The sequence below is a fragment of the Corynebacterium sp. LaCa117 genome, from assembly GCF_046717765.1.
Taxonomy (GTDB): Bacteria; Actinomycetota; Actinomycetes; order Mycobacteriales; family Mycobacteriaceae; genus Corynebacterium; species Corynebacterium kefirresidentii.
Window position 1 is genome coordinate 1,808,194 of sequence record NZ_CP177102.1, and the last position, 13,526, is coordinate 1,821,719.

Genomic DNA, 13,526 nt, shown 5'->3' on the forward strand with positions numbered 1-13,526 from the left:
GCTATGACTTCGCCAAATAGCACTGCCAAGACGATTGTGATTACGGGCGCATCGGGCGGGCTGGGCGCCGCGGCCGCACGCCAGTTGCACCGCACCCGCCCGCAAGACAACCTGGTTATTATTGGCCGCACCCCGGAAAAGACTCGCGCGGTGGCACAGGAAGTGGGCGGCCAGTACTTCCTTGCCGATTTCGAGTCTTTGGGGCAGGTGCGCCGCCTGGCTGGAGAGTTGAGCGAGCTGGAGCATATCCATGCGCTAGGCAATAATGCTGGCGGCATTTTCGATGGCCCCTCCACCACTGCTGATGGATTTGAGCGCACCTGGCAAGTCAACGTGGTTGCGCCCTTTCTGCTGACTTCCCTGCTTCGGGACAAACTGCGCGAGGATAACGCGAACGTGGTCCAGACCGCTTCGCTGGCCAATTTTCTCATGTCCTACTTTGAGCCAAACGATCCCGATACTGTGGAGCGCTTTAGCCCCGAGCGTGCTTATGGCAACGCGAAGTTGGGGGATATCCTGCTTACCCGCTATTTCGATGCCCACGGGCTTAATGCAGTCTCTTTCCACCCGGGCGTGCTGGCCACGGACTTCTCCAAGTCCTCGACTGGCATGATGTCCAAAATATATTCCGGACTGATCGGCAAAACCTTTGGCAAGCCTGCCGAAGGCGGCGATAACCTCGCCTACTACCTGACCGGCACGGAAGGCATCCACTTCAAATCCGGCGAATACTACAACGCCAAGCGCAAACCCGGCCTGCAGCGTCCCATTGCGAAGAAGCTATCGGTGGCCCGCCGCGTCTTTGATGATTTGGGGCGCCGCCTCAATGTGGAGTGGTAGCGCAAACCCACTAGACTATGCCGCATGAGTTCTGTCGTTTCTGAGGCCTCACGCCGCCGCACGTTTGCCGTCATCGCCCACCCGGATGCTGGTAAGTCCACGCTGACGGAGGCGCTGGCGCTACACGCACACGTTATTAATGAGGCCGGCGCGGTCCACGGCAAAGGCAACCGCAAGTCCACCGTGTCTGACTGGATGGACATGGAGAAGGACCGCGGTATTTCCGTGGCTTCCTCGGCGCTGCAGTTCGAGTATGCGCCCGAGGGACACGAGGGCGAGCCCTACATGATCAACCTGGTTGATACCCCAGGCCACGCGGACTTTTCTGAAGATACCTACCGCGTGCTCACCGCGGTGGATGCGGCAGTCATGCTTATCGACGCCGCCAAGGGCCTCGAGCCCCAGACCCTCAAGCTCTTCCGCGTCTGCAAGGCCCGCGGCTTGCCCATCGTCACTGTGATCAATAAGTGGGACCGCGTGGGCCGCGAGCCCTTGGAGCTCGTTGATGAGATCGTCAACGAAATCCAGCTGCAGCCCACTCCGCTGTACTGGCCGGTAGGCATTGCCGGTGACTTCCGCGGCTTGGCACACATCAACGAGGATGGCGAGGCCGATGAATATATCCACTTCATCCGCACCGCCGGTGGTTCTACCATCGCCCCGGAGGAACACTTCGATCCGGATGCCGCCGGTGAGAAAGAAGAAGAGGTGTGGGAAACCGCGGTCGAAGAGGCCGAGCTCCTCGCCGCCGATGGTGCCCTGCATGATCAGGAGCTTTTCGAGCAGTGCGTGACCTCCCCACTCATTTTTGCCTCTGCGATGCTGAACTTTGGTGTGCACCAAATCCTGGATACGCTGTGTGCCATTGCCCCGGCCCCGCACTCGCGCGAGTCTGATCCTAAGGCGGTTGAGGCTGCCACCAGTGCTATCGACGAGGTCCGCGAAGTAAGCGATGATTTCTCCGGCGTCGTCTTTAAGGTTCAGGCAGGTATGGACCAAAAGCACCGCGATAATTTGGCCTTCATGCGCGTGGTCTCCGGCGAATTTGAGCGCGGCATGCAGGTTCACCACGCCCAGTCTGGCCGCAGCTTTTCCACCAAATATGCGCTGACCGTCTTCGGCCGCACGCGCGATACCGTGGATACCGCCTATCCGGGCGATATCGTAGGTTTGGTCAACGCCGGCTCACTCGCCCCTGGTGACACCATCTATTCCGGCAAAAAGGTCCAGTTCAAGCCGATGCCACAATTCGCCCCGGAGGCTTTCCAGATTCTGCGCGCGAAGTCGCTGGGCAAGTACAAGGCCTTCCGCAAGGGCCTGGATCAGCTAGCAGCCGAGGGCGTGGTTCAGATTCTCAAGAACGAGGCCCGTGGCGATGCCTCGCCGGTCATGGCGGCGGTTGGCCCCATGCAGTTCGAGGTCATGCAGGCCCGCATGGAGTTCGAATATAACGTGGAAACCGTCACCGAGCCCATCCCCTATTCCGTGGCCCGCCGCACCGATGCCGAGTCTGCCCCGGAACTGGGCCGCCAGCGCGGAGTGGAGATCTTTACCCGCCAAGATGGCGAGCTCATCGCGCTCTTTGGTGATAAGTGGAAGCTCGCCTTCATTGAGAAAGAACACCCAGAGCTGACCATGGAAACGCTGGTGGCGGATTAAAGCAGCACTGCTTTCTTTTCTCTACAAGACAAGCAAAAGGCCGCTTCCCATTCTTGGGAAGCGGCCTTTTTCGGTTGCCGGTTAAAGCATCAACATCACTGGGACAACGGCGATTTTGACCACCTGTGCCACCACAATCGTGGCGGCGTAGCCGATCATAATACGCGAGTCGGAGCTAAGCCCCGTGGCGTAATTGACTACGGCTGGCTGGGCAAAAATGCCGGAGTGTCCGCCGACGGTGCGAGTTTCAGATTGCCCCATGAAGCGATTCGCCACGGCGAACAACACAGCAGCCACCGAGGTAACAATGGCAGCAAGGATCATGCACTTCAGCCCCATCCAGGAGAATGCGGTGGACAGGAATGCCTCACCAGAAGATAGGCCCACGGATGCCAAGAAGATGACGAGGCCCCACTGTTGGAAGGCGGTGTTAATGGAGGCCGGAACCTGCCACGGGATGCGGCGGGTGCGGTGCAGCGCGCCGAGGATCAGGCCGGTAATCAGCGGTCCGAGTGCAAAGCCCAGTTCGAAGGAGGCGCCTCCCGGCATCGGTACTACGACCTGGCCGAGCAGGTAGCCCAAGAAAAGACCGCCGCCTAGTGCCACCCAGTTCAACTCGGAGTAGGACTTAACGGAGTCACCGAAGTAATCCCGGATATCGCCCAAACGGTCAAACTTCACGATGAGCTCCAGCGTATCGCCAGAGGCCAAGTGGGTTTCATTATTGGCTAGGAACTCCTCATCGCCACGCTGTACGCGCACGATGCGGCCGCCATAGCGAGAAAACAGGTTCAACTCCTCTACGGTGCGACCGGCAATATCCTGGTTAGATACAGCCACGGTTTCAATAACTAGGCGCTTATCCACAAACGGAGTCTGCGGCTGGCGCTTGCCCAGCATTTGGGTGAGCTCACGGGCCTTAGCCTTGGTGACCATCACGCGCAGAATATCGCCTTTGCGCAGTTCGGGGCGGTCACCGGCCACGCGCACTTTATTGCCGCGGCGGATGGTAGCGATCACAAAGTGATCCTTGAACTTTTCTTCCAGATCATCGTAGTTCACGTCTTTGGTGACGCGGATGGTGCGGGAGCGGAAGATCTTGGAGGCAGAATTGTCCTTATCCCGCTTGGCAGGCCAGTTTTGCTTGAGTAGGAAGGCCACCACCAAGATGGCTACCGCCACACCCACGGGATAGCCCAGCGAGTAGCCCACGGCAGGTAGTTCTTCACCCGTTTGCTGTTGGGCAACAGCCAGCGACGGTGTCGAGGTGGTGGCGCCGGCGAAAACGCCAACGGAAGCCAGGGTGTCTAGTCCCAGCATGCCACCAAAGAATAGGGCTGCGCCCGCGGCCACGATGATCGCAATAGTGGCCGTGAGCATGTGCTTCATCTGCTTAGAAAAGCCCTTGAAGAATCGCTCGCCGGCGGAGAGCCCCTGCATATAAATAAAGAGACCCAAGCCCATCTCTTGCAGGGAGCTTAGAATGTCTTTGTCCAGGTCAATAAACGAGCCGAGGGCCAAACCCACAAAAAGCGTGCCGGCCGCGCCAAAGCGCAGCGGCCCGAAAGGAATCATGCCAAATAACGTGCCGAGCAGCACTATGAAAAAGATGCTCAGCCATATATTTCCATCAAAAATTGCTAACACGCTGGAATAGTTTAGGCATTTTCCAGCAAAGTGCCACGTGAAAGGCACTTTCTTCAAAGCCTGCACTCGGCATCGCTACTGCTTAGACCAGTTTCACCGTCGACCGACCACCCCCAGCAGCGGTACATCTCACAGCAACTATCCAAAGTGAACTAGTCGAGGAGGAATTCCTTCCACCGTGGCCACTCCGTATAGGTCTGGGCTTTACCCGCCTGATAGTTCGCCCGCAGCTTGTACACATTGCGTTCGGTAGAGGACACCTGCATATCTTCCGGAAAAAATAATTGCGCTTTGCCTTGGCGCTCCAACTCCAAAAGCCGGTCTTTGGCTGCGTTATAGAGGGCGGGGCGGGCTATGAGGGCGTCGGCAATAGCGGGGTACCTGCGGAAGACGCGGCGGACAAAGGCTGGGCGCGCCACTTCAGGGCGCACATACCCACGCGGCTTAGTGCCGATAAACAGGAACTTCTCGTATCCGGCCTCTTCTGCTTGCGCAATGGTAATGCCACCGGAAGAGCCCAAAGCACCGTCCACGTACGGCGCGCCGTCGATAAATCGCATCGGCATAATCAACGGCAGCGTGGAAGAAGCGCGCACACGCACGAGGAGATCTTCCGGGGTGTGGATGTCCTGGCGCGTCCAGTAGACAGACTCGCCAGTATCGGCGCGCGCTGCAGCGAGCACCATATCGGCCGGATGGTCGCGGTAAGCCTGCCAATCAAAGGGAAAATCCTTGTCCGCGGCGCGCTCATAAATGTACTCGGCATTGAAATACCCGCTACCACGCACCAGCGAACCCACGCCGCCGAAGCTGGGGCTTTGAGCAAAGTCCGTAAAAGACTCTTCTGTGCGCTGGGCATCGCGCGAGAGGTAATTGATGGTGTGGGAAGCCCCGGCGGAGACGCCACCTACCCAGCCAAAGTCCACGCCCTCTTCGAGGAGCTTGACCATACAGGCTGCCGTATAGGAATTGCGCATGCCGCCGCCTTCAATAACGAGTGCGGTGTTCTTAGCGTCAATCATGATGCCCCATACTACGCTGGACCCAATGAAGCGCATTTTCCGGCAATTACTCGCGGACGAGGAAGGCACCTTCGATATCGAAACCGGCCAGCAACCCCGCACCGGGTTTGCCTACGCCCCTACCGCAACGGCGCTACTGAAAGCAGATGAGCCCACTCCGGACGCGATACGCACAGCCCTCGCACGAGCCAGGCGAGAGGGCGCACGCTATCTCAGTACCTGGCGCCACCCAGGCGGCCCTTTAGTATTTTTTGCTACGTCGGTTACCCAAGACGAATCTCTCGCTCGCGAGCACGTTGCCGCCACGGGACAACGCACCTACTTCGATCTAGAGCGCGGCCACACCGTTACCGTGCGCGCTCACTAGGCTAGAGGCTTATGGGATTAAAAGATGCACTTGCTCGGCTCACCGGCACGCAGTCCCCGCGCTTAGCACACCCCGATTCCACTGCCCCCACTGCCCAGGTGGAAAGGCTGGAAATCCACACCGCCGGCTCATTGATCATAGTGGTCACCAATCAGCCCGGCGCGGAGGTACTGCGCGAGGTAGCACGCTCCCGCGAATCGGCCACTCTGGTTTCTCCCACCGCAACGGCTCATTTTCTGGCTGTAAAGAAGGATGCACTGCCCATCAAGGATCCCCGGCGCGGCTGGGTTATTCCGCTTACGCCCGCGCTTGCCGACGCCTTCTTAGACCACCTACCCCACCCCGGCGAATATGAGCTCTCCCCCGCCTTGGCTTTAGTAGTCGAATAACTTTTGAAAGGAATCCGCACATGCTCCTTTTGCCCTTTGCTGGAAAGAAGCCACGCATCCATCGCAGCGCGTGGATTGCCCCTAATGCCACCATCATTGGAGACGTAGAAATCGGCCCGGAATCCTCCGTATTTTATGGCAACGTGCTGCGCGGTGATGTAGGGGCAATTCGGATTGGCGCGCGGTGCAATATTCAGGACAATTGTGCCTTCCACGTGGAAGAAGATACCCCCTGCGTACTAGAAGATGATGTCACGGTGGGGCACATGGCGATGGTCCACGCCGCACACGTGGAGTCAGGTTCTTTAGTGGGCATGTCCTCCTCATTACTTTCGCGCTGCACTATAGGTACGGGCTCGCTGATCGCCGCCGGTGCCGTGGTACTAGAAGACACAAAAATTCCGCCGCGCAGCCTTGCCGCCGGCGTGCCGGCCAAGGTCCGCCGCGAACTCAGCGCAGAAGAATCGGGAGCCTTCATCCCACACGCGGCGCGCTACGTGGAGTGCGCCCAGCGCCAATCTAGTGAGGCATTAAGCCTGGATGAAGTCCTCTTTGATTAAAGCGACACTACGCCCATGAGGATGAGAAAGACTGCCACGAGGTAACCGCCAAAGAGCGCCACTTGGGTACTATTAGCACGGGCAGCGGCAAAAAGCCTGCCCGCCGCCGAATCGGGATGTGCGCGCACCACAGCGATAAATAGGCCACAGATGGTAGGCAAGGATAGGGCTAGGCTGGCATACCACACTAGGCCCCCATATTGCGCTGCTGGAGAGATATCTTCTGTGGCCAAGTGCATGAGCCCGTAATAAAAAGGCACCGAGGTCAGTGATTGCACCACACCCATCACAAAGCCGATGAGTGCCGTAATCAGCGACGGCGTGCGGAGCGGCTCTAGTAGCCGGTTGACCAAGGCATTGGGTTGCCCTTTGGAGCGCCACGAGCCGATAGCCACGGCGATGCCGACTGCGACCAGCACCCAGCCGGCAATGGGCGAACTCAAAATGGCCTCAATTTGATCTTTTACCCCAAGCAGCAAAAACATGACCACGGCCGCTGCGACGAGCACCCCGGCCCAATCTCCTACCACCACCAATGCGGCGATGCGCCGGTACTTACCGCGGGGCAAGATGATGCCGATGGCCACAAGGATGCCAATAAGTAAGGCATTAACGGAATCCAAAAGGGCGAAACTAACGGCATGGAGCATGCCGGATAGTCTACCGCTCCACGCCGAAATCTCCGACGCTGCAGAGGTTGAATGTTTTATCTCTCGATAGCGTCAATTTATGATGCACCACACGTACCTTTGCGTACGCTCGGCAATTTTGCATAGACTGTGCAATGTTTCTCATGAAATGCAATCTTTGCTCGCGGATCGCATATCCGCGCTTATCCGCGCGCATAACATTGCCCGCTCACTCGACTAGAAAGCACGCATATGTCTAAATTTCTCTACCGACTAGGAAGTTGGTCATACCGCAAGGTATGGCCCTTCCTGGCCTTCTGGCTTATCGTCTTGGTGGCCATGGTGGGCCTATCCGCCGGCTTTGCCAAGTCACCGAACCCCAACTTCTCCATGCCGGAGATGGACTCGACCACCACCCAAGACAAGATGATGGAACGCTTTGGCCAAGACACCGATGCCATGAGCGCTCCCGAGGGCACAGTGGTTATCCAAGCACCGGAGGGCAAAGACCTCACCGATAAGCAGGTGGCCGGCGAGGTGGATAACCTCCTCGGTGACCTCAAAGACACTGGTGCGCTTAAGGACCAAGACAAGCTGGTCAGCCCGGTTATGGCCGCCGCTGGCATGGAAAAGCAAATGGGCGAAAAAATGAAGGCCCAGCACATGCCGGAGGAGCAGGTGAAGAAGAACCTGCAACAGCTCTCCCCTCTCAGCGAGGATAAAACTACCGGTACCGTCACTATTACCTTCGACGCCGATGCTGTCATGGACATCCCGGAAGAGGATATGACTGCGGTAACGGATGTGTTGAACAAGTACGACGAGGGCGAGCTCACGGTCAAGTACCAGGGCAATGCTTTTAACTCCGCTGGTCAAGAGATGGGTGGCAGCGCCGAAGTTATCGGCCTTATCGTTGCCGCAATCGTGCTGCTGATTACCTTCGGTTCCTTCGTCGCCGCCGGCATGCCGCTTATTTCCGCCATCATTGGTGTGGGCATCGGCATCCTTGGCGTGCAGGTTTCCACCGTATTCACGGATACCATTTCCGATATGACCCCGACCTTGGCCTCCATGATCGGCCTGGCGGTCGGCATCGATTACGCACTGTTTATTGTTAACCGTTTCCGCAATGAGCTCATTACCTCCTCTGGCCTCAATGATCTTTCGCCTAAGGAGCTAGCCGCAGAGCTCAAGAAGATGGATAAGGCCACCCGTGCCCACGCCATGGGCATGGCGCTGGGTACCGCGGGCGGTTCCGTCGTCTTCGCCGGCACCACCGTGGTCATCGCACTGGCTGCATTGACCATCATCGGTATTCCGTTCCTGGGCACCATGGCGATCGCCGCGGCAGCAACGGTCATCATCGCAGTGCTCGTTGCCAATACCTTTATCCCTGCCCTCCTGGGACTTTTGGGCACCAAGATTTTTGCCGGCCGCGTCCCCGGCCCCAAGGTGCCGGACCCAGAGGACGAAAAGCCCACCATGGGTCTGCGTTGGGTGCGCCGTGTGCGCGCCCATCCGTGGCTGCATCTTATCGCCGGCGTCGTCTTGCTGGGCATCCTGGCTGTACCATTCGCCCAGCTGCGCTTGGCCATGCCCACCGATGGCACCGCGAAGCCGGGTACCCCGCAGCGCGAGGCCTATGAGATTACGGCAGATGCCTTTGGCCCAGGCCGCAATGCGCCGATGATCGCGTTCGTTGATGTGGCCAACGTTCCCGAGCAGGACCGCATGCCGGCGTTCCAGGACCTGCTGCAGGAATTCAATGGCACTTCAGGTGTAGAAAACGCCCAAATCGTGCAGACCACTGACAACGGTGATGCTGCACAGATCATGATCACGCCAACCACCGGCGCCACCGATGAAGAAACCACCGAGACCCTCAACCACCTGCGCGATTACCAGGGTGAGTTTGAAAAGACCGGTGGCTCCTACGGCATCACCGGCATCACCCCCATCTTCGATGACATTTCTGAGCGCCTCAATAACGTGCTCATTCCTTATGTAGCCATCGTGCTGGGCTTGGCCTTCATTGTCTTGATGCTGGTCTTCCGCTCCATCTGGGTGCCGCTTATCGCCGCGGCCGGCTTCGCGCTCTCCATGGCTGCCACCTTCGGCATCACCGTAGCCATTTGGCAGGAGGGTATGTTCGGCATCGTCGATGACCCGCAGCCGCTTCTTTCCTTCCTGCCCATCATGCTCATCGGCCTTACCTTCGGCCTGGCCATGGACTATCAGGTTTTCTTGGTCACCCGCATGCGCGAGGGTTTTGTCAATGGCAAGACGGCTGGCAACGCTACCTCCAATGGCTTTAAGCATGGCGCCCGCGTGGTGACGGCTGCGGCCCTGATTATGATTTCGGTCTTCGCCGCCTTCATTTTGATGGATGAGCCGTTTATTAAGACCATGGGCTTTGCCCTGGCTGCTGGCGTGCTTATCGACGCCTTCGTGGTCCGCATGATGATCATCCCGGCCACCATGTTCGTGCTGGATAAGAAGGCATGGTGGTTCCCGCGTTGGTTGGATAAGATCACCCCAAACATGGATATCGAGGGAGAGGCTTTGCACTCTAAGCGCGAAGAGCTCTTGCGCACCCAACGAGAAAAGGTAGGCGAAACACACCGTGACTAGTCTGCGCGAAGAACAGAAGCGAGCTACTCGTCAGGCCATGGCCGATGCGGCAGCGCGCCTCGTCCTCGAGGGTGGCGCTGAAGCTGCCACGGTTTCAGGCATAACTGCCGCCGTCGGGGTTTCCCCGCGCACTTTCCACAACTACTTCTCCTCGGTTTCTGATGCGCTACTGTCCTTTGGCACCAATGTGCTTGCCGAGTTTTCTAAGGAAGTGCCCACCGTCTTCCCTAACTCATCCATTTCTGAATTCTTCGAACAGGTAACGCTCGATGCCACCGAAAATGAGGGAAAAGAGTTGCATTCCATCACCTCTCTTTTCACTATCGGCGAGGCTTTAGAAAACTTGAGCCATACCACAGAAGAGCGCCAACAATTCCAGGTCGTATCCGAGCAAGTTTTGGAAGCTTTCCACCAACGCGTTCCGGATAAATCGCGCTTTGAGGTCGCGGTCATCCTCCAGGCCTGTGCGGGCGCCGCCGCGGTGAGCATGAAAGAAATCCACCGCCGCTCCCAGGCCGAAGAATCACTGAGTGCTCACGCCAAGCATGAGATAGTACGCACGGCCTTTGCTACCGTGCGCGCCATCGACTAGCTAGCCTAATGGGCGCTTTAATCCGTATGCTCGGCAGTAGTTATGGATAAGAAAGCCCCTATATCGAGCACCGCGCATAACGCCCGCTTCATTCAGGCGGGCGTTAATGCCGCATTTCAAGACCGCATCGGGAAGGCGACCGACGTGGAATTTAATTTCCTCGGCGCCTCCACGGATGGTAAAGGCGATTTTGTCACCGATCAGCTAGTGGAGGCGAGGATAAGTTCCACGCGGCAGGTTTCTGATTTCCGTGGCGTGCGGCTAGCCGTCATTTCTGCCGGCACCTGGCACTGGACCACCACGGCCACCGAGAATTGTGCTGATTTGCCACAGAGTATCTCGATGACGAGAGACCCTGAAAGCATGATTGCTTTAGCTTCCCTCATCGTGGGCAATATGCCGATACTTCGCGCCCAGCAGGGTGAGCACGTGGCTATCGTTGCGGTAGATTTTCACCCTCGCCTGGAGTTTCGCCAGGCCCTGCTGCACGGCCTGCGACACAGCAGAGCGGACGAGGATGAAAAGGTCCCTACCCTCACCCTTGCTCGTTACTTGGACATGGACTCCACCGAGGAAGAGCCGTACGTGCATTTTTCCGATGGCACCACGGTGTGTTTCGAACCAGCCGACCACGGCGTGCACAAGATTTCCAGCATCACCCCGGGTTTTAGCGCCACCAGCATCCTCGAGGATGCCTTTTATCTCGGTGTGGAGAACCAACTCTATTTCCAGGGCCGTTTCCCCGCCGCCACAATAGAACTCGATGTAGACAAGGCCACCGCTACCGTGTCCTATCGCGGTGGGCAGTTTGCGGCGAAGGCGGTGCTTATAGCCACCATATCCGCTGAGGAATTCACCTGGGCTTGGGCCGATCCCTCGCTTAAGGACTCTGCGGCCGCCCGGTGGGCAGGAAGTTTGGCACGCTTTGGCATGAACGAGGTCGTCCCCGAGTTGGTTCGCCCGCACCTTCCGCTCCAGCTAGCGCGCAGGCAACAACTGCCCCACCTGGCTTTGCCTATCCTTGGCATCTGGATGCTGGCTGGCACTACGCTTTCCGACGGCCGCGTCGGCCTCGTCCTCCTCGATGCGCCGGAGCTGCACTTGCCCAAGCCTACGCCCACCGCCACAGCGGCAACGTTAGAAGTTAACCCTCCCGATTGGATCGATGCCGATCGTGCCCGCGCCGCCTACGCGTCATTTCGCGGGGTGGACGTGTAGGGCGCTGCGGATGGCGTCCACGTCGACGTCGTCAAGCGCAGCTGGCTCAAACGCTGCATCGTTAGTTTTATCCACCAAAACCGCACGCACTCCCTCGGCGAAGTCCGCGCGCCGGTACATGAAGGCACCCAGATTGGTTTCCATGTCGAGCGCCTCCCGCACGCTGCTGCACTCCTGCTCGGCGCGGAATAGCTCCATGGCTGCGACGATAGAGGTGGGGCAGGCCTGTGCAGTCAGCTCCCCTACCAACTGCTTGAGCTCTGGGTGGCTATCCAAAGCCGCGGTGATATCCTGCCAGGTCTCGTGGGAGAAGGCGTCTTCGATGGAACCAATAAGCTCAGCCAAAGCGGGCTCACCCGCGGGTTCGGTGGCGTGCTGGGCTAGCGCTGTAGCCATGCCCTGCTCAATTACCGCGTGAGCAAAAGCCTCTGCGTCTGCCACGTAGTGAGTGGCCAACCCGCTCCACAGGAGGTCTGCGGCGTACATGCGATACCCGGTGATACCCCAGAACTTCGCTAGCTCGGGCGAGGCCTTTCCGCGCGTTCCCACCGCGCGCTGGGCGGCGTAGGCCATGCCTACGTCGGTGACGTAGCCGATATTCATCTCTGGCATAGAAGCAAAGGTCTTATCCGTAACTACTCGATGGGATCCATGGGCGGAGATACCCAGGCCACCTCCCATAGCGATGCCATCGATGAGCGCGATAACTGGCTTGGGATACTCCGCGATATCGCCGTTTAAGGTGTATTCATCCGCAAAGAATGTGTCGACTTCGCCTACTTTTCCTTCCTGGACCCCTTCGCGGGCATAGCGGACGTCACCACCGGCGCAATATGCCTTTGGGCTGGCCGAGAGAAAAAGCACCTGCTCCACCTCATCGTTTTCACGCCACTGCGCTAGCGACGCCGCGATGAGTTCTACCATCTCCGGGGTGAGGGAATTGAGAGCCTTGGGACGGTTGAGTTCAATCACTCCGGTATGGTTACGGATTGAGGACACGATGGGTGAAGCGTTGGTCATACCCCTAGTGTGACACACAGCTCACCCCCTTAGCCACCATTGATTGATTCACAGATAGGTTCGGATTTTGCTCCCACAGCTCATCGCCCTGGATATGGACGGCACCCTACTGGACGGCAACGGCCAGCTTCCACCAGATTTTTCCGCGATCAGCACCCGCGCCCGCCAGCTCGGCGTCACCCTTGTACCCGCCTCGGGTCGCCAGCTTGCCACCCTGCAAGAAATGTTTCCGCATGAAGATACCTTCATTGCAGAAAATGGCTCCGTCGTCGTGCACAATAATCGGGTCATTAGCGCCACTACCCTGCCCACCACGGCAGTGCGCGCCGCCGTTTCCGCTCTCCGCACTGTCGACGCCGCGCATACCGTAGTGCTGTGCACCCCAGATACCGCCTTTGTCCACAAGAGCGCCGATGAGCATGCCCGCGCAGAAATTTCCAACTACTACAGGTCAGTGGAATGGGTAGATGACCTCGATGCCCTACTCGATGCGGACATCATCAAGATCGCGGCTTACTGCGCCGACGGCAGCGAAAAGCACCTCCACCAGCCTCTCCTCGCGGCCGTTCCGGAGCACAATATCGCCATTTCCGGCGCCGTCTGGCTCGACGTCATGGCCGCGGGCGTCAATAAAGGCGAAGCGCTGCACACCATGGCCAAGCTCCTCGCGGTTCCCATGTCTCGCACCGCTGCCTTTGGCGATTTCCTTAATGACTATGAGCTCCTCTGCGAGGCCGGCACTGCTATCGCAATGGAAAATGCGCACCCAAAATTAAAAGCAATCGCCAATCTCATAGCCCCACCCAATACCGAATATGGTGTCATGACAGTCCTGCGTCAGCTTTTTGACAGCGAAGAGTCCTAGAATCGAATTTTCGCCTCCGGCCCGCGTGCCGCTTCTTTACTTCACCCTCATGGGAGAAAACCTCGTACGCAGGCTAAAATAGTCCGT

General features: G+C 58.3%; 13 protein-coding genes. 9 read left to right on the forward strand and 4 right to left on the reverse strand.

Features of this window, described 5'->3' with window-relative positions; genetic code table 11:
• Positions 1–3 precede the first annotated feature (3 nt).
• Together ACLI1L_RS08850 and ACLI1L_RS08855 are read left to right on the forward strand one after the other, a co-directional pair.
• Positions 4–840, forward strand: coding sequence for an SDR family NAD(P)-dependent oxidoreductase (locus tag ACLI1L_RS08850; protein ID WP_411707374.1), 837 nt, complete (start codon positions 4–6; stop codon positions 838–840).
• Between the two features lie 24 nt (positions 841–864).
• Entirely contained in the window at positions 865–2,499 is a 1,635-nt protein-coding gene (locus ACLI1L_RS08855) for a peptide chain release factor 3 (protein WP_394286781.1), read from the forward strand.
• Positions 2,500–2,580: 81 nt separating this feature from the next.
• Here ACLI1L_RS08855 and ACLI1L_RS08860 read toward each other — a convergent pair whose 3' ends face one another.
• Together ACLI1L_RS08860 and ACLI1L_RS08865 are read right to left on the reverse strand one after the other, a co-directional pair.
• Positions 2,581–4,146 carry a TrkA C-terminal domain-containing protein gene (locus ACLI1L_RS08860; protein ID WP_086588687.1) on the reverse strand — a complete coding sequence of 522 codons (1,566 nt, stop codon included), beginning with the start codon at positions 4,144–4,146 and terminating at the stop codon, positions 2,581–2,583.
• A gap of 152 nt (positions 4,147–4,298) precedes the next feature.
• Positions 4,299–5,168, reverse strand: a complete 870-nt coding sequence (locus tag ACLI1L_RS08865) for a patatin family protein (protein ID WP_086588682.1) — start codon at positions 5,166–5,168, stop codon at positions 4,299–4,301.
• Positions 5,169–5,193: 25 nt separating this feature from the next.
• On the opposite strand from ACLI1L_RS08865, the gene ACLI1L_RS08870 reads away from it, so the two are divergent.
• Genes ACLI1L_RS08870 through ACLI1L_RS08880 form a run of 3 tightly spaced genes read left to right on the forward strand, consistent with a single transcriptional unit; the run spans position 5,194 to position 6,484 of the window.
• Positions 5,194–5,535, forward strand: coding sequence for a hypothetical protein (locus tag ACLI1L_RS08870; RefSeq protein ID WP_394286778.1), 342 nt, complete (start codon positions 5,194–5,196; stop codon positions 5,533–5,535).
• Between the two features lie 11 nt (positions 5,536–5,546).
• Positions 5,547–5,924 carry a hypothetical protein gene (locus tag ACLI1L_RS08875; protein WP_394286777.1) on the forward strand — a complete coding sequence of 126 codons (378 nt, stop codon included), beginning with the start codon at positions 5,547–5,549 and terminating at the stop codon, positions 5,922–5,924.
• Positions 5,925–5,944: 20 nt separating this feature from the next.
• Positions 5,945–6,484 (forward strand): gamma carbonic anhydrase family protein, encoded by a 540-nt coding sequence (locus tag ACLI1L_RS08880; RefSeq protein ID WP_394286776.1) that lies wholly within the window; start codon positions 5,945–5,947, stop codon positions 6,482–6,484.
• Here ACLI1L_RS08880 and ACLI1L_RS08885 read toward each other — a convergent pair.
• Positions 6,481–7,134, reverse strand: a complete 654-nt coding sequence (locus ACLI1L_RS08885) for a hypothetical protein (RefSeq protein WP_411707375.1) — start codon at positions 7,132–7,134, stop codon at positions 6,481–6,483. The two genes, ACLI1L_RS08880 and ACLI1L_RS08885, sit on opposite strands and share 4 nt — an antisense overlap.
• 231 nt (positions 7,135–7,365) lie before the next feature.
• Between ACLI1L_RS08885 and ACLI1L_RS08890 the strand changes: the two genes are divergently transcribed.
• The 3 genes from ACLI1L_RS08890 to ACLI1L_RS08900 are packed head-to-tail and all read left to right on the forward strand — an operon-like array spanning position 7,366 to position 11,554.
• On the forward strand, positions 7,366–9,744 hold the full coding sequence (locus ACLI1L_RS08890) for an MMPL family transporter (RefSeq protein WP_411707376.1): 2,379 nt from the start codon (positions 7,366–7,368) through the stop codon (positions 9,742–9,744).
• Complete coding sequence (locus ACLI1L_RS08895; RefSeq protein ID WP_411707377.1) at positions 9,737–10,336, forward strand: TetR/AcrR family transcriptional regulator; 600 nt, start codon at positions 9,737–9,739, stop codon at positions 10,334–10,336. The genes ACLI1L_RS08890 and ACLI1L_RS08895 overlap by 8 nt, the downstream gene beginning before the upstream one ends.
• Before the next feature lie 42 nt (positions 10,337–10,378).
• Positions 10,379–11,554, forward strand: coding sequence for a DUF6882 domain-containing protein (locus ACLI1L_RS08900; RefSeq protein ID WP_411707378.1), 1,176 nt, complete (start codon positions 10,379–10,381; stop codon positions 11,552–11,554).
• Here the strand turns inward: ACLI1L_RS08900 and ACLI1L_RS08905 are convergent.
• Positions 11,531–12,574, reverse strand: a complete 1,044-nt coding sequence (locus ACLI1L_RS08905) for a 3-hydroxyisobutyryl-CoA hydrolase (RefSeq protein WP_411707379.1) — start codon at positions 12,572–12,574, stop codon at positions 11,531–11,533. The genes ACLI1L_RS08900 and ACLI1L_RS08905 overlap by 24 nt on opposite strands.
• 67 nt (positions 12,575–12,641) lie before the next feature.
• Between ACLI1L_RS08905 and ACLI1L_RS08910 the strand changes: the two genes are divergently transcribed.
• The gene (locus tag ACLI1L_RS08910) at positions 12,642–13,439 is read left to right on the forward strand and encodes an HAD family hydrolase (RefSeq protein ID WP_411707380.1); all 798 of its coding nucleotides are present in this window, start codon (positions 12,642–12,644) and stop codon (positions 13,437–13,439) included.
• The last annotated feature ends 87 nt before the right edge of the window (positions 13,440–13,526 follow it).